The 24,665-nt window shown below is 33.7% G+C and carries 20 protein-coding genes and 2 pseudogenes; 11 read left to right on the plus strand and 11 right to left on the minus strand.

Annotated elements, in window-relative coordinates:
- Positions 1 to 148 precede the first annotated feature (148 nt).
- The 3 genes and pseudogenes from BSU00_RS00910 (at position 149) to BSU00_RS12850 (ending at position 4,031) form a co-directional block, all read left to right on the plus strand.
- Positions 149 to 2,331, plus strand: a pseudogene (locus BSU00_RS00910) (glutamine synthetase III).
- 313 nt (positions 2,332 to 2,644) lie between these two features.
- Complete coding sequence (locus BSU00_RS00915) at positions 2,645 to 3,463, plus strand: OmpA family protein (protein ID WP_105002721.1); 819 nt, start codon at positions 2,645 to 2,647, stop codon at positions 3,461 to 3,463.
- Between the two features lie 430 nt (positions 3,464 to 3,893).
- Positions 3,894 to 4,031 (plus strand): hypothetical protein, encoded by a 138-nt coding sequence (locus BSU00_RS12850; protein ID WP_158254372.1) that lies wholly within the window; start codon positions 3,894 to 3,896, stop codon positions 4,029 to 4,031.
- Between the two features lie 227 nt (positions 4,032 to 4,258).
- Here BSU00_RS12850 and BSU00_RS00920 read toward each other — a convergent pair whose 3' ends face one another.
- The 10 genes from BSU00_RS00920 to BSU00_RS00960 all read right to left on the minus strand — a co-directional run bounded on the left by BSU00_RS00920 (position 4,259) and on the right by BSU00_RS00960 (position 14,045).
- Positions 4,259 to 4,963: a DUF4369 domain-containing protein gene (locus tag BSU00_RS00920; protein ID WP_105002722.1), complete on the minus strand. Its 705-nt coding sequence runs from the start codon at positions 4,961 to 4,963 to the stop codon at positions 4,259 to 4,261.
- 75 nt (positions 4,964 to 5,038) lie between these two features.
- Positions 5,039 to 6,349, minus strand: a complete 1,311-nt coding sequence (locus BSU00_RS00925; protein WP_105002723.1) for a DUF819 domain-containing protein — start codon at positions 6,347 to 6,349, stop codon at positions 5,039 to 5,041.
- A 36-nt stretch (positions 6,350 to 6,385) separates the two neighbouring features.
- Entirely contained in the window at positions 6,386 to 7,069 is a 684-nt protein-coding gene (locus BSU00_RS00930) for a DUF2490 domain-containing protein (RefSeq protein ID WP_105002724.1), read from the minus strand.
- 89 nt (positions 7,070 to 7,158) lie between these two features.
- Positions 7,159 to 10,332, minus strand: coding sequence for a hypothetical protein (locus BSU00_RS00935; protein ID WP_105002725.1), 3,174 nt, complete (start codon positions 10,330 to 10,332; stop codon positions 7,159 to 7,161).
- A 159-nt stretch (positions 10,333 to 10,491) separates the two neighbouring features.
- Positions 10,492 to 10,650: an Arc family DNA-binding protein gene (locus BSU00_RS00940; protein WP_105002726.1), complete on the minus strand. Its 159-nt coding sequence runs from the start codon at positions 10,648 to 10,650 to the stop codon at positions 10,492 to 10,494.
- Between the two features lies 1 nt (position 10,651).
- A complete protein-coding gene (locus BSU00_RS00945; protein ID WP_105002727.1) occupies positions 10,652 to 11,566 on the minus strand; it encodes a S9 family peptidase in 915 nt (304 codons plus the stop codon).
- Positions 11,559 to 11,687 carry a hypothetical protein gene (locus BSU00_RS13620; RefSeq protein ID WP_255402249.1) on the minus strand — a complete coding sequence of 43 codons (129 nt, stop codon included), beginning with the start codon at positions 11,685 to 11,687 and terminating at the stop codon, positions 11,559 to 11,561. The genes BSU00_RS00945 and BSU00_RS13620 overlap by 8 nt, the downstream gene beginning before the upstream one ends.
- A gap of 44 nt (positions 11,688 to 11,731) precedes the next feature.
- Positions 11,732 to 12,067: a hypothetical protein gene (locus BSU00_RS12855; protein ID WP_158254373.1), complete on the minus strand. Its 336-nt coding sequence runs from the start codon at positions 12,065 to 12,067 to the stop codon at positions 11,732 to 11,734.
- A gap of 649 nt (positions 12,068 to 12,716) precedes the next feature.
- Positions 12,717 to 13,172 (minus strand): hypothetical protein, encoded by a 456-nt coding sequence (locus tag BSU00_RS00955; protein WP_105002729.1) that lies wholly within the window; start codon positions 13,170 to 13,172, stop codon positions 12,717 to 12,719.
- Positions 13,173 to 13,184: 12 nt separating this feature from the next.
- On the minus strand, positions 13,185 to 14,045 hold the full coding sequence (locus tag BSU00_RS00960; RefSeq protein WP_105002730.1) for an SPFH domain-containing protein: 861 nt from the start codon (positions 14,043 to 14,045) through the stop codon (positions 13,185 to 13,187).
- A 163-nt stretch (positions 14,046 to 14,208) separates the two neighbouring features.
- Here BSU00_RS00960 and BSU00_RS00965 point away from each other — a divergent pair, with 163 nt between their 5' ends.
- From BSU00_RS00965 to BSU00_RS00975, 3 genes are all read left to right on the plus strand, one after another.
- Complete coding sequence (locus BSU00_RS00965; protein ID WP_105002731.1) at positions 14,209 to 14,994, plus strand: S1/P1 nuclease; 786 nt, start codon at positions 14,209 to 14,211, stop codon at positions 14,992 to 14,994.
- 84 nt (positions 14,995 to 15,078) lie between these two features.
- Positions 15,079 to 15,603 carry a TlpA disulfide reductase family protein gene (locus BSU00_RS00970; protein ID WP_105002732.1) on the plus strand — a complete coding sequence of 175 codons (525 nt, stop codon included), beginning with the start codon at positions 15,079 to 15,081 and terminating at the stop codon, positions 15,601 to 15,603.
- A gap of 6 nt (positions 15,604 to 15,609) precedes the next feature.
- Positions 15,610 to 16,227, plus strand: a complete 618-nt coding sequence (locus tag BSU00_RS00975) for a thioredoxin family protein (protein WP_105002733.1) — start codon at positions 15,610 to 15,612, stop codon at positions 16,225 to 16,227.
- A 60-nt stretch (positions 16,228 to 16,287) separates the two neighbouring features.
- Here the strand turns inward: BSU00_RS00975 and tsaD are convergent, their stop codons facing one another.
- Positions 16,288 to 17,301: a tRNA (adenosine(37)-N6)-threonylcarbamoyltransferase complex transferase subunit TsaD gene (gene tsaD, locus BSU00_RS00980; RefSeq protein WP_105003380.1), complete on the minus strand. Its 1,014-nt coding sequence runs from the start codon at positions 17,299 to 17,301 to the stop codon at positions 16,288 to 16,290.
- 239 nt (positions 17,302 to 17,540) lie between these two features.
- Here tsaD and BSU00_RS13045 point away from each other — a divergent pair, with 239 nt between their 5' ends.
- The 5 genes and pseudogenes from BSU00_RS13045 (at position 17,541) to BSU00_RS01000 (ending at position 24,639) form a co-directional block, all read left to right on the plus strand.
- Complete coding sequence (locus BSU00_RS13045) at positions 17,541 to 19,412, plus strand: hypothetical protein (RefSeq protein ID WP_233188530.1); 1,872 nt, start codon at positions 17,541 to 17,543, stop codon at positions 19,410 to 19,412.
- A 1,007-nt stretch (positions 19,413 to 20,419) separates the two neighbouring features.
- Positions 20,420 to 21,921 (plus strand): annotated as a pseudogene (locus BSU00_RS13050) (translocation/assembly module TamB domain-containing protein).
- A gap of 11 nt (positions 21,922 to 21,932) precedes the next feature.
- Positions 21,933 to 22,856 carry a DUF368 domain-containing protein gene (locus BSU00_RS00990; protein ID WP_105002734.1) on the plus strand — a complete coding sequence of 308 codons (924 nt, stop codon included), beginning with the start codon at positions 21,933 to 21,935 and terminating at the stop codon, positions 22,854 to 22,856.
- Between the two features lie 33 nt (positions 22,857 to 22,889).
- A complete protein-coding gene (locus BSU00_RS00995; RefSeq protein WP_105002735.1) occupies positions 22,890 to 23,897 on the plus strand; it encodes a DUF368 domain-containing protein in 1,008 nt (335 codons plus the stop codon).
- The gene (locus BSU00_RS01000; protein WP_105002736.1) at positions 23,878 to 24,639 is read left to right on the plus strand and encodes a shikimate dehydrogenase; all 762 of its coding nucleotides are present in this window, start codon (positions 23,878 to 23,880) and stop codon (positions 24,637 to 24,639) included. Before BSU00_RS00995 ends, BSU00_RS01000 begins: the two co-directional genes overlap by 20 nt.
- Positions 24,640 to 24,665 lie beyond the last annotated feature (26 nt).

The following is a 24,665-nucleotide window of genomic DNA, read 5'->3' on the forward strand; positions in this document are numbered from 1 at the left end:
TGGTACAAAAATCAAAAAATTTTAATTCACCCCCAAATTTTTTAGGGTTAATTTTTAATTTTTATTACAATTTTAGTTTTGAGGGTTATTTTTTAGGGGGTATATATGATTATTGTTATTTTTGTTTAAATTTTTTAAAATTATTTATATGTCTGCTTTTCGTTTTAATGCTTTGCAAGAAACCCTGAATAGGAATATGGCTGCTATTGAAGAAACAAAAAAACGTTCTGCACTTTTTGGAACTAATGTTTTTAATGAAAATACCATGCGACAATACATGACCAAAGAGGCCTACATAAGTGTAATTAATGCGGTTGAATTTGGCGAGAAAATTGATCGAAAAATAGCAGATCAAATTGCAGTAAGTATGAAAGATTGGGCTCTGTCTAAGGGTGCTACACATTATACCCATTGGTTTCAGCCCTTAACAGGGGCAACGGCAGAAAAGCATGATGCATTCTTTGATATAACCGATGGAGGGGCAGCAATCGAACGTTTCGATGGAAGCCAATTGGTGCAACAAGAGCCAGACGCCTCTTCCTTTCCTCATGGAGGTATTCGAAATATGTTTGAAGCACGCGGGTATACTGCTTGGGATCCAACCTCTCCTGCATTTGTATATGGTACAACGCTATGTATTCCGACAGTGTTTGTTTCTTACACCGGTGATGCATTAGATAATAAGGCACCTTTGCTCCGAGCCCTACAAGCTGTAGATGAAGCGGCAACCGCAGTGTGTAAATATTTTGACAAAAATGTTGCCAAGGTAACTGCTACATTAGGATGGGAGCAAGAATATTTTCTCATCGATAAAGCATTAGCCGCGACAAGACCAGATATCATGATGACGGGTAGAACACTCCTTGGTCATTCATCCGCAAAAGGACAACAATTAGACGATCACTATTTTGGTACCATACCAATACGTGTGATGAACTTCATGCGTGATTTAGAACAAGAATGCATGCTTTTGGGTATCCCTGTAAAAACAAGGCATAATGAGGTGGCTCCGAATCAGTTTGAACTTGCTCCGATTTTTGAAGAGGCAAATTTAGCAGTAGATCATAACTCATTACTTATGGATGTGATGGAGAAGGTAGCGCAAAGACATCACTTTAAAGTTCTTTTTCATGAGAAACCTTTTGAAGGAATTAATGGTTCCGGAAAGCATAATAATTGGAGTTTATTGTCTAATACGGGTACTAATTTATTGAGCCTGGTAAAACTCCGATGAAAAATTTACAATTCCTTACCTTTTTTGTTAACACCATAAAAGCAGTACACGATTATGAAGAGTTAATTCGTGCTTCTATTGTAAGCGCTAGTAACGATTATAGATTAGGAGCTAATGAAGCACCTCCAGCAATTATTTCGGTATTTATAGGTTCACAACTTTCCGCAGTTTTAGACGAATTAGAAAACGTAACCAAAGGGAAGTTATCTCCCCAGGAAAAAACAGATTTAAAGCTCAATATTGTGGGAAAGATTCCGGAGATTCTAGTAGATAATACCGATAGAAACCGTACCTCTCCATTTGCATTTACCGGGAATAAATTTGAGCTAAGAGCGGTTGGTTCTTCGGCAAATTGCGCTGGGCCAATGACGGTGTTGAATACCATTATCGCTAAACAATTAAAGGATTTTAAAAAGGAGGTTGACGCATTAATTGCGTCGAAAAACCTCAAGAAAGACGAGGCTATTTTTAATATTTTACGAGAGTATATCAAAGCCTCTAAAAAGATTCGATTTGAAGGAGATGGGTATGGAGATCTATGGGAAAAAGAGGCTAAGAAAAGAGGATTGAGTAATTTTAAAAACACGCCAGAAGCTCTAAAGGCTAATATTTCTCCTGATGCAATTGCCGTATATGAAGAGATGAAGGTTATGAATAAGGTGGAAATAGAGGCGCGTCATGACATTGCGTTAGAGGCGTATACAAATTGTGTTCAAATTGAAAGCAGGGTTTTAGCAGATGTAGCAAGAAATCATATTATACCCACTGCAATTCAATACCAAAATACTTTAATTGAAAATGTTAAAGGTTTAAAAGAGATTTTTGAGGAACATTATGAAGGTTATGCCAAAGAGCAAATAGCATTAATTAAGAAAATTTCCAAGCATATAGCAGAAATCAATTCTAAAATTGAAGAAATGACTGGCGAACGTAAAGCTGCAAATAAATTACAGGGTTATAAAAATGCGACTGCATACTGTAAAAAAGTAAAACCGTATTTGGAAGAAATCCGGTACCATGCCGATAAGCTTGAATTATTGGTAGATGATAATCTATGGCCATTGACCAAATATCGAGAATTGTTATTTACTCGATAATATTTTGACTTATTTTTAACTACTTGCAAAAAGGTATATCTAGAGCTATGTTTACCCATTTTTTTAGGGAAAAGTTTTGTTGCATATAAAATTTTGGCATGATTTATGCCATGATTTTTTATGAATTGAAATCTTGTTGTTATTATCTAACTTATTGTTTTGTAGTTTCTTTTATTTTGCTAATAAGTTTATTTAAACTGAAGTATAGCGAATTGTAGATCTTTTATCCTATAAGTAATGTTAGCAGGTATTCTTTACCGCCCCCTCTTCCCCTGATTTATAATCCATATTCACTATTTAAAATTTGATAAATATGAAAGTTGTACATTTATTTTTATGTTGTATTTGTTGTTTAGGAGAATTGTTTGCCTCTGATCCAATAAAGTTTTCCATATATTTTGATACTGATTCTTCGAGTATTGTTTTGCAGCAACAGGAGAGTTTAAAGAAAATTATACACGATATTGCTGCTAATAGTATTCAAGAAATACAAATTGAGGCCTTTTGTGATGATAGAGGGAGAGCAGTTTATAATCAAAAACTTTCTTTGGCCAGAGCTAAATCGATAAAAAATATTTTGTTATCGAATTGGAATATAGATAGTACTGTAATAAAAATGTCGGGTAAAGGAGAGGTCTCTCTGGAAAACTCCTCTGTACTTACCGTCCAAAAACAACGTTATGAAAATCGCAGAGCCGATGTTAGTATTTACATCACCAATGCGAAAGACAATCAAAAAGTAGATGATTTAGAACTTCATACATTAGACGAAGGAGCTGTTTTTACTTTCCACCATATTTTATTCGAAGGAGGGAAATCGACACTATTACAAGAATCAAAAGCTTCCTTATTGGCGTTACTACATAATATGCAACGAAACCCCACTTATCAAATTCAAATTATAGGTCACATACATTTAACTGATGAAAAAAGAAAAACAATATTCGATACGAAAGACATAGTTACAGGTAATATGCTTTCTGAAGAACGATCTCATGTGGTATACCGATATCTTATTGAGAACGGTATAGCAGCCAATAGGTTGTCATACTTGGGGAAAGGTGGGTCTGAGCCTCTTCGAAAAGACCCTAAATACGATCGAAGGGTAGAATTTAAAGTAGTAAAAAAGTAAAATATTATTTAAAGTATATAATTTTTTTAAGAAAATAATTAACAATTGTTTATAAAAATTAATCTCACTATAGCAAGTGTATTTATGCGGTTTTTTGAAAATTTTTAAATTATTCTATGCTATTTTTTCTTTTTAAGTTCTTGTTTTAAAGCGAAGTAAGTTTGTTATTTTTATAAAAGTTAACTATTTTAGTTGTGGAGAGATTACAAAATAAATATGTTTTTAAGAAAATAAATTTCTTAATATTTGATCTTCTAATAGTTTTTTAGAAATGTAATTTTTCCAAATAGGGGAAAAGTAAATACATCCAATTTCAAATTTTTTTTAACCCCTTATGAAGGTTTGAGGGAGGTATTAGGTTCTGTATTAAATTGCAGGTTATTGTTTTTTAAAAACAATTTAACTCGTTGTAAAAATTAAGTAACCGATTATGATTAAAGTAAAAAGTAGTTACCAACCATTAGAAAGAAGACACGACAATGTGTATGAGTGGTTGGATTATTTAAGGGAAGAATTAAAACACGCACGAATTACCGGTTTTAATGGAATGAAAAAATTTCGGGTATAAAAATAAGCAAACCCTAAAAATTTAAAAGCCACTTTGATTTATTGCAACTAAAAGTTAGAATAATCAAGTGGTTTTATTTTTTTGAAAAAATTAAAGATGACATGATAGCAGATACAAATAAATCAGATTGATATTTTGATATTTCGTTGTAAAAAAAATCTATTTTTAACTATTAAATAAAAAAACTACTTTAAAAAAGTAGTTTTATATTGGTGAAAAGTATTGGTTTACTTTTTTTCTACCGCTTTTATTTTATCAATAAACTCTTGCAATCTTACTCCGTATACCGATTTTTTCACACGATCGGTCAAACTGTTATTTACGGTGTCTAATAACTGAATATTGGCATCGTATAATTTTGTTAAAGCTATGTATGGCGCAGCTTCTGTATTTGCATTTCCAATTGCAAAATTTGTGGCAAATAATAATTTGCGACGTGTCATTTTTTTATAATCTGCTGCTACCTCTTTTAAAGCCACTGTATCATTTTGCTGTTTTGCTTCTAATTCTTTTTTAATGAGTTCTAGGTTCTGATTGGTAAATCTGTTTTCTACTTTTTGAAATTTATCCAGTACTTCTTGATTTTTTGAACCAGTAATTTCAGGTTTGTATCCAAACTCCTCTAATTTGTCATTAATCGTTATTTCTCCTTTTTCCCCAAAAAACAGCAATCTTTTATCTTCGGTATTTCCGTTAAAGGTTAAGTAATACATTACCGGTGATGTAACATTGTCGGTAAGTGTAAAGGTGTCCTTTCCTAATAAAGATACAGAGTCTACAGTTACAAGTAAAGTATCTTTCATTTTTTGAAGGTATAGTGTCCCTTTTTTTAGTCCTTTAATTTGTCCTTTCACAATCATGTTTCTTTCATTTTCAGAAGAACAAGCAAGGAAAAACATTGTTGTTAGTAGGGTATAAAACACTTTTTTCATATGACTATCTTGAGATTTTAAGCGTAATGCTGGGGGTTTTATTGTATTTTAAGATTGCAAATATGCAGATTTATATTATAAAGTAGCTGCTATTTCCATTAAAATTGTACAAATAATTGCTCCAACCGTACCAACAGCATACCCAAATACTGCCAAAAGTACGCCAACAGTTGCAAGTGAAGGATGGAATGCTGAGGCTACAATCGGTGCTGATGCAGCTCCTCCTACATTCGCTTGACTTCCTACGGCAAGAAAGAAATATGGTGCTTTGATTATTTTGGCTACAAAAATTAACAGTCCTGCATGAATTGTCATCCAAACCAAACCAATTGCGATTAGTCCTTTGTTGTCAAAAATTAAGGTTAAATCCATTTTCATTCCAATAGTAGCTACAAGTATATATATAAAAACACTTCCTAATTTGCTAGCTCCAGCACCCTCGTAGTTTCGTGCTTTGGTGAAAGATAAAACAATAGCAATTACAGTTGCTATACTAATCAACCAAAAGAAGCTGGAGCCAAGAAATGAAAATATGTTTTTTGTTGTTTCGGATTCGATTCCATTCACGAGACTACCAAAGCCTGCACTTAGTTGTTTTCCCAGAAGATGACCTAAACCAACAGTTCCAAAAGCAATGGCAAGCATAATCATGGTATCGGTTAGTGTAGGATTTCGGTGTACACTAGAGGAAAATTGTGTCACCTTTTCTTTTAGTTCTTCGATGGCAGTTGTATCTGCTTTTAACCATTTGTTTATTTTTTCTTTCTTTCCTATTCCTATCAGAATTATAGCCATCCATATGTTTGCTATTACAATATCTACAAAAACCATTCCTCCATATTTAGAAGGATTGTATTGGTAGATCTCCAGCATTGCAGTTTGGTTTGCGCCTCCACCAATCCAGCTTCCAGCTAAAGTGGATAGCCCTCTCCATACGGCATCAAAACCAGCCCCTCCTACCGTTTCTGGGGAGAAGATTGAGATGATTAAAATTGCTAAAGGACCACCGATAATAATACCTATCGTTCCGGTAAAGAACATTATTAAGGCTTTGGAGCCTAGATTAAATACCGCTTTCAAATCGATACTTAATGTCATTAATACCAAAGCCGCTGGAAGTAAAAATCTACTAGCTACATAATAAAGTTGTGATTTGCCAATGACGAGGTCTCCAGATGAGGTTGTTATTTCCCAAGGTTCGGCGGATATAACTCCGAGAGTGGTGAAAATTGCTGGAATTAAATAGGCCATGAAAAGGCCTGGTACTATTTTATAAAATTTATGCCAAAATCCTGTTTTTCTTGATTCTGTATAGAATACAAATCCTAGCGATATCATAAGTATACCAAATACAATAGCATCATTTGTAAATAGGGGTGCGTCCATAACTTTTATTTCGTTTCCGGTTAATTTATGAAAAAATTAGTTGTTTTTTCTATGGTCTGTTGTGATAACGATGCCTATTTGAAGTCGGTCAAAGTTGGCATTGTTTTGCGCAATGTTCATGTAGCCTGCTTTTACTTTCACTTCCTTAGATAGTTTGTATGCTAGCCCGGCACCAAGCCAATTTTGTGCAAACGTGTCGCCTTGAAAATTAAGAAATACTTCATCAAAAATATAGGTAGACCATTTGCTGCTTAACGGGTAACTTGCTGTAAGCTGGTAACGAATCCAATGTTGGGTATCCGTTTCAAAAAATCGATGTTCAAGTCTAAAACGATGGTTTAATTTTAGTTTTTCTGCTAGGTGATCAATAATGAAATCCTCGTAAATTCGGTGCTCACCAAAAGTACCACCTTCTTGTTTGTAGGTAGCATCAGTATCCAAATAGGCATATCCAGCGGTTACACTTAGTGTTTTGTTAATTTTATAATTAGCCCCAAAACGAAGTAATGATTGTTGTAATTCGCTAACAGGTTCAAACATTCTAAAATGTGCTAAAGATTTTATGCTCCAGTTTTCTGAAAGGGTATGACTGCCACCGTACATATACCAGGTGCCTAATTTTTTTTCTGGATTTTGTTGTGCCGTAATACCGGTACTGCAAGCTAAAAGTAAAATATAAATAATTTTAGAGGCATGCTTTTGGAAATGTACTCTTGTCATTAGTTTTAATTTTTAATTTGGTGAAATCCAGCTTAAATATGTTCGAAAGCGAAAAATAGTTGTACCAGATTTTAGAAAGTCGCTCTTAATTAGAACGTTTTTGTTTTTTTAAAAGGTGAGATTTTTATACTTTGCATAGTAGCTTTGTAGGATTTCCAGTCGTTTTCGAAAAATGTATTCGTATTTCCTACTGCCTTTTCCAATGCACTTTGAAATTGTTGTATTAAAACTTTTTCCGTTTTAGTCTGTTTTCCAAATCTACTTCCAACATAATACTTTGCAGTGCGCAGACGTTGGTTAACGGAAACTTCAGGATTTCTGGTGATTCCTTGTCTCTTATCTACTTTTCCAAGGTATTCATCTAGTAGTTTGTCTATCTTACTTACGATACTGTCTGACTTTTGAATTGCAATCTCATAAGCTTCCTTATCTTTTTTAGTAAGTTGATCTTTATAATCTTGGGCTATAATTCTACTTTCTACAAGTTGTCGAACCGCATCTGTTATTGTTTCTTGTTGTTTTTCTAGCATTTTAGATACCTGATATTTCTCCTCGATTGCCGCTTCTGATATGCGAAGTCTTGGGTCGAATTTAACCGTAATTTCTGTAGAAGAAGTTTGTTCTTTGTAGTTGGCTGTAATTTTGAAAGTACCTGGCTTTACCGAAACTCCTGATGGTTCTCTTTTTAATTTTCTAATTTTTCTTCCTGCTCTTGCAACTCCTTTTTCGTCCATATACCATGTTAGCAAATGAAGTCCATTTTCTTTTGGTGCTTTAAATTTTAAAGTTCGAATTAATGTAGATCCACTGTAGATGTCGAATTGAATAGAATCTTTTTCCTTTTTTTTGTTATTACCTGTTTTTTCACTGGAAAGAGATGCTTGATTTGTTTCTTGCTTTTTAAAATAATAAGCAATTCGTGCTCCTTGTTTTCTGTTTTCTCCGTTAAACATGGCGTCTCCTCCAAATCTACTCCCAGAGGGTTGTTGATAAGCTGCTTGGTAAGCAGTAGGAGTAGGGAATAGTTGTACGTTATTGTTTAGAATCTTACTGTTTTTCGCAATTTCCCGTAATGGTCTTAAATCATCTAGTATCCATGCAGCTCTACCAAAAGTTCCGATAATTAAATCGTGTTCTCTCGGATGAATGACTAGGTCTTTAACTGGTACTGTAGGGAATCCGTTGGTCCATTTCGTCCATTTTTTTCCCGCGTCTATCGATACGTATAATCCATCATCCGTGCCAAGGAATAATAAATTGGCGTGAATTGGGTCTTCTACGATTGAGAGTGCATAACTTTTTACATCATTTTTATCTACAATTCTCTCCCAAGTTTTGCCATAATTTTTCGTTCTATATGCATAGGGTTCATAATTAAATCTTCTATAGTCATTCGCTACCAATAGAGCTTCTCCTTTGTTCTTATTTGAGGCTTTTATTTGTGTAATCCAACTATTTTCTGGTAATCCTTTGATGGTCTTGGATACATTTTTCCAGTTTGCTCCACCATCTTTCGTGAAGTGTACCTGACCATCATCGGTAGCGACCCATAACATATTTTTTTCGATAGGCGATGGTTCAATTACTAAAATGGTACAATGGTTTTCGGCACCTGTTGCATCCATAGTAAGCCCCCCACTTTCTGATTGTTTTTGTTTTTCTTTATTATTTGTTGTTAAATCTGGAGATACAATTTCCCATGTGAGTCCTTTATCCGTAGATTTATGTACAAATTGACTACCGAAATAGATAGTTGCATTATCAAATGGGTCTATGTTTATTGCCGAGTTCCAATTGAATCGAAGTTTAACATTAGCATCTGGATGTACAGGTCTTACCGTATAGTTATTCCCTGTTTTGTAATCGTAGCGCGATACAAACCCTTGTTGGCTCATAGACCATCCATATCGCGAATCATCTTTGTCTGGGACCACATCAAATCCGTCTCCAAAACTTATTTCTTGCCAATATGAATTTCGAATACCTTGATCTTTCCAAACGTAAGCTGGTCCTCTCCAGGAACCATTGTCCTGCATTCCACCGTAAACATTATATGGAAACTCATTGTCTGTATTTATATGATAAAATTGTGCTACGGGAAGATTGCCAATAAATCGCCAAGATTTACCTTTGTCACGCGTGATATTTAAACCTCCATCATTTCCGTCAATCATAAACGAACCATCTTTTGGGTGTATCCACCAGGCATGATGATCGGGGTGTACTCCATTAGAAACGCCATAAGCAGGCATTAGTTCTTTAAAATTTTTTCCGCCATCGTCGGAAACGTTTACATAGGTGAAGATCGTGTATACTCGATTTTCATTTTGTGGGTCTACATAAATTTCAGAGTAATAGAAAGGTCGGTTTCCTATGCCGCTTTTTTGGTTGATCATTTTCCATGTAAAACCGCCATCTAAACTTTTGTAAAGCGCATTTTTTTTAGCCTCTACCAAAGCATAAATAACATCCGGATTACTCGGTGCAATAGCAACGCCAATTCTTCCTAGTTCCCCTCTGGGGAATCCCTCTTTATCCGTGATTTTTTTCCAATTTTCTCCTCCATCATGTGTAATGTACATGCCACTTCCTTGTCCTCCAGATTTGAAAAACCATGGGTCTCTTTTGTGTTCCCACATCGCTGCAATAAGTTTGTTGGGGTTTGTAGGGTCCATTACTAAGTCTGCAGCCCCCGTCCTTATATTGTTGAAAAGTATTTGTTTCCAATTCTTTCCGCCATCGGTTGTTTTGTAAACCCCTCTTTCTTTATGTTCCCCCCATGGAGATCCAATAGCTGCTACATAAACGATATCAGGGTTTGTAGGATCGATGACAACTCTATGGATATGTCTTGTCTTTTCTAAGCCCATTGATTTCCATGTTTTTCCAGCGTCTAAAGATTTGAAAATACCATAGCCTCCATTTAAACTATTTCTAGGATTGCCTTCTCCTGTTCCAACCCAAATTACACTGGGATTAGATTGCTGAATTGCCACTGCTCCTATTGAAGCGGTTACTTCTTTTTCAAAAATTGGTTCCCATTTAATGCCTCCTGAAGTAGATTTCCATACGCCACCGGATGCAGTCCCAGCATAGATTATATCGGTGTTTTTTTCTACAACATCGATACTTGTTACGCGACCACTCATTCCTCCAGGACCTATGTTTCTTGGTTGCATATTTTTAACTAAGTCCATCGAAAATTCTTGAGAGAAAGAAGTTAAAGTCAAGAATATAAACAAAAAAGCAAGTACTTGTCTCATTTAATTTTAAAGTTTAATCCTGGTAAAATTATGAATTTAACTTGTTAAAAAAATGTTAAGTTGTTCTGTGCCACTTCACACTTTAGTTTACTTAATCATAACTATTCAAAAGGTGTAAAGTAGTCCAGTAGTCTCAATTTAAATTAGATTGCGTATGAATCATTCTTTTTTGGGTGCTCTTCCTGAATTTTTTAAAGCCTGCATGAGCATCCATTCAATTTGTCCATTGGTAGAGCGAAATTCATCATTTGCCCATTTTTCAATAGACTTTAACATATTTTCATTAATACGCAATGCAAATGCTTTCTTTTTTGCCATGTTACTCTATTGTGAATTTATATATGGAACTAACGAGTTCCTTCGAGATTTCAAAATCTTTTGATAGGTACGATTGTAAATTATCCGCATCATTTTCTATATTTTTAAGAACGTGATTCATGTTTTTTATAATTAATAATTTACTGTTTGCTTTAGTTTTATGCAGTTTTTCAGCATCGGATATTGTCACTTGTAAATCTTTATCGCCATTTATGATTAATGTTGGTATTTTAACTTTTTTAATTTCTTCAAGAGGATCTAATTTTACCCATGACAATAAAAATGCTTGATTATTTTTGGCGAATAAGGAGAGTAATAGTGGATTAACTTCTTTTATACTACCCGTTTTTCTGAGTTCCTCAAGGTGATTTTTTGTTGCTTTTCCCAATGCTATATTTTGCTTGGAAATTTGCTTAACTAGTGTTTTGTCTATCGTTTCTCCAACCCCAGCCAAAGAAATGTACTTGTCTACATTAGCGAGAGCCATCATCGCGACTAAAGATCCTTGGCTATGACCTACAAGAATTATTTTTGAAAACCGATTGTCATTTTTAAAATGATTTACCACACTATTTACATCAGCTACAAGGTCTGAAATATCTAAGCCCTTTTCCATAATCAGTTTGCTATTAGCAGGGGTTACAATTCTTTTGTCATAACTAAAAAAGGCAATGTTATTTTTTGTAGTTATCGCCTCCCTAAATTGTTTGATATACTGAGATTGATTTCCATCTCTAGTAACTCCTCCTGAACCGTGGACCCATATTATTAAAGGGCTACTATTTGATGTATACGTTAACGTTCCAGGTAATTGAATGGTGTTGTTATAGATGGTAATCTCCTCTTTTTTAATCTGTGCGATAGAGCTTATTATGCTGGAAGTAAATACTATTAATGATATTGAAAATTTAAACATCCTTTAAAAATTTTAATTTGTATTGTTCGAGTATGATTTCAGCTTCTTTCTTTTTTTGTGTCCCTATTAATAATTTTTTTCCATCCTTTAATTCAAGTTGTATGCCTATGTCTCCTGCCACATTAATAGCTTTTCCTTTTGCGGTGCTCCAAAAAGCACCACCTTTTAATCCCCAACCACCATATTCTCCGATTGGATCATAGTTTCTAACAAAGGCGTTTGCAATATGGCTCCATCTAATAGTTCTGTAAGAAAGGTGAAAAGGAAAAATTTATAATGAATTCCAAATACATCAATTCTTGTAGAAAGTTTAAAAAAAAATACTGGTGAAATAGTAACAATCATAATGGAAATTAAAGTCAAAAATGCCGTGGTTGTGAATTTCGAATTTTCTTTTAGAAATTCGTATAACATAAGTACCAAAGGTATGATCACACTTATAACCATTACTACAATAAACCATGTTTGTGTAAATCTTTGTTGTTCTTTAAAAACTTTCATTATATATTTTTTTTCTCTCTCTAAGATAACATTATTCCAGCCGTAGGGGATACTTTTAAAGTTCCACCCTTCTCTTGCATGCTAGTTAAGAAGGTCTTCTAAATTTTCTGTTCTATTTCTGAGTCCTAATTTTAATGGCACTACTTTATTTTCTTTAATATATTACTCTAAATGTTTAATTGTTATTCTTGAGTTTCTCTTTTTAATATGATCTAAAAAAGATTCGAGTTTACAATTTTTCTTTTTTAATTGGACTGATTTCATCCTACCATTATTTTTATAAAAAGTAATCTCTATTTTATTGTCTTCATCTATATCTTTTTCATTTTCTTCATTTTCAATTTCTATTTTAATTAAATCATTAATTTCAATAGTATTTCTCCAATTTTTTTAAAATATAATTATGAGTAATGAGTAAATTAAATAGCTTAATACAATTAAAAGAATCCAAAATTTTATATTTTCATATATCCCAATAATATTTTCATAATTATTAAGTTTTTTTAAGAATGAAAAAATTAAAGCTATGCTTGCTACTATTTTCATAAATTCTCTAAAATATTTTTTAATAGAATATTTAATTTATAAAATAGAATCATTGATAATTAATTCTCCATCTGTTAATTGAAAATATTTTAAGGCTTCCATTTTAATTTAAGTATTCAATTTTAATTCTTGAGTTTCTTTTCTTTAGGGATTCAATAAATGGATTAATTTGATTTTCGAGATTTCTAAAATTTAAAGCTATCTCTTTTTTATCTGAAAATGTTAACGTTAATTCTGTTTCAAATTCATTTTTAGATAACTCAATTGATTCAATTTCATTAATAATTAAGTTCTTTTTAGATTTTTTTTTAAAAATTAAATAAAACAAAGCTATAATTATGGTAATAATACCAAGAATTCTCAATCCGAAGTCAAAAAAACTAAATAGTTTCTCAAAGTATTTCACATTCTTTAAATTATGATGTATAGTTATAATTAAGAATCCTAAAAATATACCAAGCAATCCTCCTCGATTTTTTACTTCTTGTTTAAACTCGTCAATATACAATTGAGAGTTGTCTAAATTTATGTATCCATTAACTAGAACAAACCTTTCCATTTTTACTTTTTATTAATGACTTAAAGTTCCTGTATTTAACACCGGAGAAGCTTCTTTATCTCCACAAAGAATTACCAATAAGTTGCTTACCATGGCAGCTTTACGCTCTTCATCTAACTCTACGATTTCTTTTTTGCTTAATTCCTCTAATGCCATATCTACCATATCAACAGCACCTTGAACAATTTTATGCCTTGCAGCAACAATAGCAGTTGCTTGTTGTCTTTTTAACATGGCACTTGCAATTTCTTGTGCATATGCCAAGTAACCAATTCTAGCTTCAAGCACTTCTATACCTGCTATAGAAAGACGTTCTTCTATTTCTTTCTCGAGCGCATCGCTTACATCGTTAATGCTCGATCGTAAAGTGATGTCTTCTTCATGTCCTTCGTCAGCGAAGTTATCGTAAGGATACATACTAGCTAGCTTTCTAACTGCGGCGTCTGTTTGAACACGAACAAAATTCTCGTAATTATCAACATCAAATGCTGCTTTGTAGGTTTCAGTAACTCTCCAAACAAGAATTGTACTAATCATTACCGGGTTTCCTAGTTTGTCGTTTACCTTGAGTCGCTCACTGTCAAAGTTGCTAGCTCTTAAGGAAATGGTTTTTTTCTTGTATAATGGATTTGCCCAGTACAAACCATTTTGCTTTACAGTTCCAACGTATTTTCCAAACAAAAGAATCACCTTAGAAGAGTTTGGGTTTACCAGTATGAAGCCAAACATTAGTATGAATCCAAGAAGGGTACCAAATAAATAGATAGGGGTGTTTTTTAGGATGGATAGCACTATTCCTGCGAAAAAAAGAGCGATTACAAAAAACAACATGAGGTAGCCATTTGTTGGCTTGAAAATTTTTTCTGATTTCATTGTATAATTAATTAATATCATTATGATATCATAAATATATTATTTTTATTTCAATTTACCAAATCTATTTCAATTCGCAAGGCCTACGTATTTTGTATTAATTTAACAGAGAATTTAGTTGTTACGTTTCAAACTATGCTTAATTTAGCGAAAATTACAGCACATGAAAACCACAAGACTAGTATTTTTAACCTTGTTTTTAGGTATTCCACTTTCTCTATTTTCTATAGATCTAGACTGGGGGGCAACGGGGCATCGCGTTACGGGAAAGATTGCAGAAAAGCACCTAACGAATAAAGCTAAGAAAAAAATAGAGAAATTGTTAGCGGGTGAAAGTTTAGCGTTTGTCTCCACCTTTGCAGATGAGATTAAGGCCGACAAAAAGTATAAAATGTATTCGGTGTGGCACTATGTGAATATGGCACTAGATGAAACTTATGAGGGGTCTGTTAAAAACCCAACAGGAGATATTGTTACAGGTATTTCTAATTGTATTAATGTTTTAAAAGATGAAAATAGCGATGCGGAAAAGAAGCGCTTTCATCTAAAAATGTTGGTGCATTTAATGGGAGATTTACACCAGCCAATGCATATTGGTCAAAGAGAAGATAAAGGAGGTAATACCATTCAGGTACAGTGGCATGGAAAAGGGTCTAATTTGCACAGAGTTTGGGATTCGAATATTATAAACGAATGGGGAATGAGTTATGTAGAGTTATCGAATAATGCGAAAAGATTATCAGCATCACAAGTTAAAGAAATTCAAAAAGGGAATGTTCTAGAGTGGATGAGAGACACACATGAACTCACAAAAGAGGTGTACGCTTCCGCAAAAAAAGGAGATAATTTACGTTATGGGTATTCGTATAAATTTTTACCAATAGTAAGAGAGCAATTGCAAAAAGGTGGTTTGCGTTTGGCAAAACTATTGAACGAAATTTTTTCTTGAATACGTATGTTATTCCTAAAAAATACGACAACAATAAAAGTGTACATTTAAAGTTGTATCTATTGTAATGTAAAAGTCGAATTTATGAATAAGCGAATTCATTTTATTTTAACCATCCTATTGCTAGCTATTTCTTGTCAACAGAAAAAAGACGCTACAAAAAATACGATTGTTGAGAATACCAAAGAGATTGAGGTTGTCACTTTAGATTATAAGGCGTTAAAACCCTACTTGTCGAGAAAAGACGATAAAACATATGTGGTTAACTTTTGGGCTACCTGGTGTGTTCCTTGTGTAAAAGAGCTTCCTGCTTTTGAGAAGTTGTATGCCAATTATAAAGATAACAACGTGGAGGTATTGTTGGTTAGTCTTGATTTTCCGAAACAAGTTGAGGAGAGTCTGATTCCTTTCATGCGAAAACATAATTTGCAAGCAACCGTACTACATTTTGTCGATAATGACGAACAGTTTTGGATTAAAGACATTGCAGAATCTTGGACGGGTTCTATTCCAGCAACTCTAATTTACAATACAAAAGAGAGAAAGTTCTTCGAGCATACATTCAACTACGAGGAACTTCAAAAAGAATTACAAACCTTTTTAAATTAAAAACTCATGAGAAAATTTTATTCTATCATTACCCTAGTTCTTGTTTTATTTTTAGCAGCTTTTACGACCGACAAAACCAAAGGATATAAGGTCGGTGATGTTGCAACAGATTTTAGTCTTAAAAATGTAGATGGTTCGATGGTGTCTCTCGCAGACTTTTCCGATGCAAAAGGATTTATCGTCATTTTTACCTGTAACATGTGTCCTTATTCTGTTGCAAATGAAGATCGTATTATTGCTTTGGATACAAAATATAAATCTAAAGGATACCCTGTGATTGCAATTAATCCTAACGATCCTGCTGTTGTAGCAGGGGATAGTTTTGCAGGAATGCAAAAAAGAGCTAAACAGAAAGGTTTTACCTTTCCCTACTTATTTGATGAAGAGCAAAAAGTATATCCTGCTTATGGGGCAACGAAGACCCCACACGTCTATGTTCTCAATAAAGAGGCGGGTAAATTAATCGTTTCGTATATTGGGGCGATTGACGATAGCTCGAGAGATGAAAATAATGTAAAAGAACGTTTTGTTGAAAAAGCAGTGGATGCTTTAATAGCAGGAGAAAAGCCTGCGGTTACCTATACTAGAGCTATAGGATGCTCTATTAAGGATAAAAGAAAATAAAATACCGTATTTTTATTGTTAAAAGTGGTCTCGTTATTACAGAGGCCGCTTTTTTTATTGTTACTCTGTTACTTTTAATCGCGCTTTTGCACTTGTAGACATTGGTGAATATTCGTTCTGTAAGAATTTTAAGTATCCTGTAATGGCAATCATTGCGGCATTATCCGTGGTGTATTCAAATTTTGGGATGTACGTAGTCCAGCCCCAATGTTTTTCAGCAAGAACTAATCTTTTTCGTATTTCTGAATTGGCAGAGACACCTCCGGCGATAGCAATGTGTTTTATGTTTGTTATTTGTACCGTATTTTTAAGCTTATCCATTAAAATTTCTACAATAGTATGCTGAATAGAGGCGCAAACATCATATAAGTTCTCTTCAATAAACTCGGGATTTTCTTTTACTTTTTTTTGGATAAAATATAAAATTCCAGTTTTTAAACCACTAAAACTAAAGTCTAGATCTCCAACTTTTGGTTTGCTGAACCGAAACGCTTTGGGGTTTCCAAGTTTTGCATACTTATCTATCAATGGTCCTCCTGGATATGGTAAACCTAAAATTTTTGCAGACTTGTCGAAGGCTTCCCCAACAGCATCGTCAATTGTTTCTCCTAAAATCTCCATTTTGAAATGATTGTCTATTTTTACAATTTGCGTATGTCCTCCGCTAATAGTTAGGCATACAAACGGAAAGGGTGGTTGTTTGCTTTCAGGATCCTTGATGTAATGTGCAAGAATATGTGCTTGCATGTGGTTTACTCCGATGATTGGGATGTTTAATCCAAGGGCTAGTGATTTTGCAAAAGAGGTGCCAACAAGTAAAGAGCCCATTAATCCGGGTCCTTTTGTAAATGCAATGGCACTTAAGTCTTCTTTCTCAATTCCGGCTCGAGAAAGTGCCTGGTCTACAACAGGAACAATGTTTTGTTGGTGTGCTCGAGATGCTAGTTCCGGAACTACGCCTCCATATTTAGCATGCACCTCTTGGTTTGCAATTACATTGCTTAAAACAACACCATCACATATTATCGCAGCACTTGTATCGTCACAAGAGCTTTCTATACCCAAAATGTATATTTTTTTGTTTCCAAAACATCCATAATTATCTAGCAAAAATATTGATAAAGTGTTAGAAATTCGTTATTTTTTCATTTTCTTTGGCACAGGGCAAGATTTTGTAAGCTATCTACTTATTTTTGTGTCACAATTAGTTAAGAAATAGGGGTATTAAAAGGGTAAAGAAAATAGCGGTACGAATTATTAAGTTCACAGTTGTATGTGTTGTGCTGCTGGTAATTCTGCTTTCTCTTCCAGCAGTGCAAACTAAATTAGCTAGATATGCAACAAAGTCTATTAATGAAAGTTTCGGGACGAATATTGTAATCAAAAAAGTAGACCTATCATGGCTGCTTGCTGTACAATTAAAAGAAATTGAAATTAGAGACCATCATCAGGATACACTTATTTTTGTTAATAATTTAAGAACTTCCATACTGAATGCCAAAAATATCCTCGAAAATCAAATTGATCTTGGACCTGCTTCACTTGAAGGGTTAACGATTCGAATTAAAACCTATAAAGGAGAGACAGAAGATAATATGTCTGTTTTTTCTGAGACTTTACGGAAAAATAAGCCTGAAGAAAGAACGGAAACGCCTTTTATTTTAAAAAGTGAAAATATAAGATTACACGACGTTACATTCCGATTGTACGATTGTAATAAATTGGATACACTACGTTTCTCTGCAGAGGAGTTGGGGGTTAGTCTAAAAGATTTTTATGTAGAGGGGCCTAATGTATCTACCAAGATAGATAGGATGTTTTTTGTCGAAAACCACGGTGTTTCCGTGTCCGATTTATCCGCCAAATTTGCATACTCAAGATCGAGAATGTCTTTTGATGATCTCTATCTTAAAACCGATAATCAAACTACGATTGCAGCTTCCTTAAATTTTAAATATAAGAGAGAGGAGTTAAAGGAATTTAACGATAAGGTAAATGTGAAAGCTGTCTTCAAAAAAAGTAATATATCTGCCAGAGATTTGAATAAATTTTACGGAGAATTGGGTGGTGACGACATGCTTTATTTATCGGGTGTTGCAGATGGTGTTTTAAATAATTTTAGTCTCACTAATTTAGACTTACGTTCTAAAAATGGGATGAAAATAATTGGAGATTTTGGTTTTGTAAACGTTTTAAACAAAGAAAGAGGCTTTGTGTTTGATGCAAATCTTAAAAATGTTACTTCGAATTATTTTCAATTGCGTAATGTATTGCCAAATTTAATAGGGAAATCGCTTCCATCAGAATTTAAGCGACTCGGGTATTTTACCATGACAGGACTACTGAAGGTAACTCCAGTGCAGATGGATGCAACTTTATCTGTTACCTCTGAGATTGGCGCTATCGTTTCTGATTTACAATTGATCAATGTTAATTCTGTAGACAATGCATCGTATTCTGGTGAGGTTGAGTTTGATGGATTTGATGTTGGTGTTTTTACCAACGATCCAAAGTTTGGTAAGCTTTCCCTTAAAGCTGATGTAAATGGTAGTGGATTTAAAATTGAAAATATTAATACAACTATTATTGGAAATGTAGAGTCTTTAGATTTTAATGGATATACCTACAACGACATAGCAGTTAACGGACAATTTCAAAATAAGAGATTCGACGGTGCTTTGTTTTCAGAAGACAAATACTTTAAATTACAATTTCAAGGTTTAGCAGACTTTTCCTCTGAGATTTATAAGTTTGATTTTAAGTCTGATATTGAAAAAGTTGACCTGCGAAACACCAATTTATTTACCCGAGATAGTACTGCAATTTTAAAGGGAAATATCAGTGTTAATATTTCCGGAAACAACCTCGATAATTTAATAGGAAAAGCGTCTTTTAAAAAATTGGTGTATAGAAATCAGAAAAAAGCCTATACGTTTAAAAATTTTACTATTAACTCCTCTTTAAAAGATAGTGTAAAAACAATTGAGGTAAATTCCGAGGATATCGTGCAAGGAAAAATACAGGGTAAGTTTTTGTTTGATGAGCTTGTTAGCGTTGGTAAAAATGCATTGGGAAAAGTCTATTCTAATTATGTACTATCCCAGTTACGCCACACCAGTATCTCGATTTTGATTTTACTGTATACAATCAAATTATTGATGTTTTTCTGCCACAGATTTCTATAGGGAATAATACCCGGTTACGCGGTCGAATCGATGCTGATGACCATGCTTTTAAACTTACTTTTGTCTCACCTAAGCTCAATGCTTACCAAAACGAAATGGCAGAAGTTTTACTTCGTTTAGACAATAACAATCCTTTATATACCACCTATTTTACCGCAAACGAAATTAATACCAAATTCACAAATCTGCGAAAAGTTAACCTTATCAATAGGATAAAAAATGACACCTTATTTTTTAAATCCACCTCGAGAAGAGAGCGTGATGTGGAAGATAGTTTTAGTTTGGATTTCTTCTATACCATTAATCCAGACAAAAAAAATGTGGTCGGACTTCTAAAGTCTGAAATTAAACACAAGGATTATGATTGGGTAATCAATCCGAACAATGATACTGCTAATAAAGTAACTTTTGTTCTTAAGGATAAAGATTTTTTAATCAGCCCTTTTACTATGGTATCTAACGAGCAAAAGATAGAATTTAAAGGGGCGATGAAGGGAGAGGATTACAAAGATTTTCAGGCAACTTTTGATCAGGTAAAACTACAAAGTTTTTTACCACCAATCGATAGTTTACATTTGAGTGGAAAAATTAATGGAGCAATTAGTTTAAAAGAACAAAATGCCAAATTAGAACCAAAAGCAAATGTAACAGTCGAAAATTTTAAAATAAATGATTTTGAGCAAGGCTTTTTAGCATTAAATATTAACGGTAAAGACTCCTATGAAAACTACGACGTGAGTTTGGTGTTAGAAAATAGCATTTCTAAAAGTATTAACGCTGTAGGAGAATTAGATTTTAGTCCTGAAAGACCAGTAATGGACTTAAGCGTGGGCATTGAAGATTATGAGATTGCTGCATTTAGTCCATTGGGGAAGCAGGTCCTTTCGAAACTAAGGGGAAGTGTTTCTGGAGAATTTAATGCCAAGGGGTTTATTGGGAATCCTGATTTAAATGGCGCTTTAGAGTTTAAAGATGCAGGGTTAACCTTTCCCTATTTAAATATTGATATGAATCTAGAAGGGAATACTAAAATTGCTTTAAAAGGGCAGCAGTTTTTGTTAGATGGAGTCATTTTAGAGGATACTAAATACCAAACCAAAGGAAACTTATCTGGTTATATTGCGCATCAGGATTTTAAATTATGGGTAATGGATCTTGGAATTCGAACGGATAACTTACTGGTTTTGGATACCGAAGAAAATGAAGAAGTACCTTACTATGGAACTGGTTTTTTACAAGGAACTGCTGAAATTACAGGTGCAACTAGTAATTTGGATATTTTGGTAGAAGGTCGAACGCAACCCGGAACAAAATTTGTCATTCCGTTAAGTGATGTCAAAATGATAGACAATTATAAGCTCATTCATTTTGAGAAAAGGGTAAAAGAAGAAAAAGAAGAAGAAAAAATAATGGAGGATATCAAAGGTTTAGATCTTGATATTCGTTTAGAGGTTACTAAAGATGCTGTCGCACAAGTGGTTATAGATAAAGTCTCTGGTAGTGAGTTAACAGGAAGTGGTACTGGAAATTTGGCTATTGAAATTAACACTAGAGGGAAGTTTAACATGTACGGTGACTTTAAAGTAGAAAAAGGAAAATATAATTTTAAATATGCAAATTTACCAGGGATCAGCAAACCGTTTATCGTGCAGAAAGGTGGAACCATATCATGGAATGGTAGCCTTATGATGCCGAGTTAGACATAACAGCTATTTATAGAACCAAAGCGAATCCATCTCAAATTTTAGACAATATAAATTCTACAAGAAAAATACCTGTTGATTTGTATACCAAAATTACCGGAGGGCTTTTCAGTTCCAAACAAGAGTTTGATATTAAAATTCCAAATGCCAATTCTACGGTAGCCTCGGAGTTAGAATTTGTTTTGAATGAAAACGATTTAAATTCTAAAATGCAGCATTTTACATTTTTATTGGCCTTTGGTACTTTTTATAATGAAGATGCAATAGGAAGCAGCGCTACCTCTGGAATTACCGGAACTGCCTCTGATATCGCTTCTAGCATAATAACCGATATTTTAAACAAAGAAAATAATAATTTTCAGGTGGGCGTCGGGTATGTACAGGGCGATAGGAGTGATGTCGATAATTTTAATAGCGATGATCAGTTAGACGTTTCTGTTAGTGGGCGAATCAGTGATCGTGTTTTGATTAATGGAAAAGTAGGAGTGCCTGTTGGTGCAGAAACACAAAACAGTATTATTGGCGAGTTTAATGTGGAATTTTTATTGAACGAAGAAGGTAATTTAAGAGGTACGGTATTTAATCGTCAAAACGATATACAGTATTCCATAGATGACGAAGGCTATACCCAAGGAATAGGACTTTCTTATTCCGTTAACTTTAATAGTTTGTCCGATCTAAAGAAAAAATTAGTCACAAGAAAAAAACTGGAGAAAAATACCAAAGACACCTTACTTATTTCCAAGAGTAAGAATGTTAAATTTAGACCAGTACGTAAAAAAAATAATCAAAAACTAAACAAGTAGTACATATAAAAATGAAAAGAACAATTAAAGACTATTTCGTAATAGGTTTTAAAGGTATGGCAATGGGCGCTGCTGACGTAGTTCCCGGAGTTTCAGGCGGAACTATTGCTTTTATTTCAGGTATTTATGAAGAGTTGTTAAATTCTATAAGCTCTATAAATTTGGATGCTTTCAAGACTCTAAAAAACCAAGGTTTTTCGGTAGCTTGGAAACAAATAAATGGAAATTTTCTTCTTTCTTTATTTACAGGGATTTTACTAAGCGTTCTCACGTTAGCAAAAATTATATCGTGGCTTTTAGAAGCATATCCTATTTTGCTTTGGTCGTTTTTCTTCGGTTTAGTAGTGGCGAGTATTTGGTATATAGCAAAACAGATTTCCCAATGGAACATACTCGGTATTTTTTTATTTATACTCGGAGCAGTTTTAGCGTTTTACATCACCACACTCAATCCTTTAGTTTCTCAAAATTCATCTCCTTTATTTTTGTTTTTAGCAGGAGCTTTAGCAATTTGTGCTATGATTTTGCCTGGAATTTCTGGATCATTTATTTTAGTACTGCTCGGGGCATATAAGCCAATTTTAGAAGCATTAAACTCTAGAGATATTGGTATAATCGCACTAGTTGGAATAGGAGCTGTCTTTGGGTTGGTGTCTTTTTCGAGGGTATTAAAATGGTTGTTTACCAATTACAAGAATTATACTTTAATGCTACTAACAGGCTTTATATTGGGTTCTTTAAATAAGATATGGCCATGGAAAAAGGTACTAACCTACAGAACTAATTCACATGGAGAACAAGTTCCGTTTAAGGAAATGTCTGTTTCTCCTTTTTCTTTTGAAGGAGATCCGCAAATATTCCATGCCATAGTTTTGTGTAGTATTGGATTTGGTTTGCTTATAGGATTGGAAAAACTGGCTGTAAAAAAGAGGTAGAAAATAGTTAACTTCGTTATTTATAAAATCTTCATGTACAAACAGCGATCTTTACTACAGAATTTGTCACTTTTTTTAAAAGGTCTTGTGATGGGAGGTGCCAATAAAGTTCCCGGAGTTTCTGGGGGTATGGTAGCTTTTGTGATGGGTTTTTACGAGGAGTTAATATTTTCCTTTCAACGCGTAAATCTAAAAGCATTTAAATTACTTATCAATGGACGCTTTAGAAGTTTTGCTCAATATATTAATCTACAGTTCTTATTGTTGGTTATGCTCGGTAGTATGTGCAGTTATTTTAGTATTTCTTTACTTTTAGATTTCTTTCTCAAAAATTATGAACTCTATGTTTGGGCATGGTTTTTTGGCTTAATAATCGGTTCTATTTACTATATATCTAAAGATTTTGGTACTTGGAAATCTTCGCATAGGATAGCATTAGTGTTTGGAGCTGCTGCTGGTATTGCGATTAGTTTAATGGTTCCTGCCAAAGAAAATGACAATTTATGGTTTGTTTTTTTATGCGGCATTGTAGGTGTTTCCGGAATGACATTACCTGGGCTCTCAGGTTCTTTTATTTTAATTCTTTTGGGTAATTATGTGTTGCTTTTGGTAGATAGTGTTAATGTTCTTGCGGAAGTTTTAACCAGTCTACTTAGAGGTGATTTTAGCGTACTTAAAGACCCGTTTAAAATAAAGTATTTGAAAATAATGACGGTATTTACCGCTGGTTCCGCTTTTGGTTTGGTTTCTGTTTCTCATTTTTTAGGGTATGTTTTAAAGCGTTGGCATCAACTAGTATCTGCCATTATAATCGGGTTTATAACCGGATCTCTAGGTATCGTATGGCCATGGAAGAAAACCATTTATAAGACCAACGGAGCAGATTTTTCACGCGATATTAACGGCAATAAAATTATAGAAAATTACCAACGTTATATACCAGATATAAATAGCTCCGAAACCTGGTTTGCAATTGGATTTATAGTTTTAGGTATACTACTAATTCTTTGGATAGATAAATATGAGAAAAGACGAAAATAAAAACCTCTTTGCATTAGTGGGTAAAAATATATCTTACTCATTTTCGAGAAAGTATTTTACCGATAAATTTTTAAAATTAGATTTAAAGGGTTACGAATATGTGAATTTCGACATTCAACATATTGATGAATTTGAATCGAAGCTAGCTTCACATAAAAAGGTGTTGCGAGGAATGAATGTTACGATTCCTTACAAGCTTGAAATTTTTAAGTTTTTAGATTTGATTGATGAAGAGGCAAAGAAAATAGGAGCAGTAAACACCATTAAAATTACCAAGGAAGGAATTTTAAAGGGTTTTAATACCGATGTTTATGGTTTTAAAGTATCTTTAGAACCTTTGTTGCAGTCGTATCATAAAAGCGCTTTGATTCTGGGTACAGGTGGTGCCTCTAGGGCTGTAGCTTATGCATTACAAAGCCTCGGAATTTCCTATACATACGTATCTAGGAAAGAAAATTTGGAAAAAGGTATTTTGGCTTACAGTGCAATTTCTCAAGAGGTGATAGAATCTAATTTACTCATTATAAATTGTACACCATTGGGCACGTACCCTGATACAAATCAGTGTCCGAATATTCCGTATCACTACATCACCAAACAGCATTTACTTTATGATCTAATTTACAACCCCTTAGAAACTACCTTTTTGAAAAGGGGGAATGAGCGTGGAGCACTTGTTAAAAACGGGCTTGAAATGTTAGAGCAACAAGCAGAAAGAGCATGGCAAATTTGGAGGTATTAATTTTCTTTTCCATATAAAAATATTAC

The organism is Tenacibaculum sp. SG-28 (assembly GCF_002954385.1).
GTDB lineage: Bacteria > Bacteroidota > Bacteroidia > Flavobacteriales > Flavobacteriaceae > Polaribacter.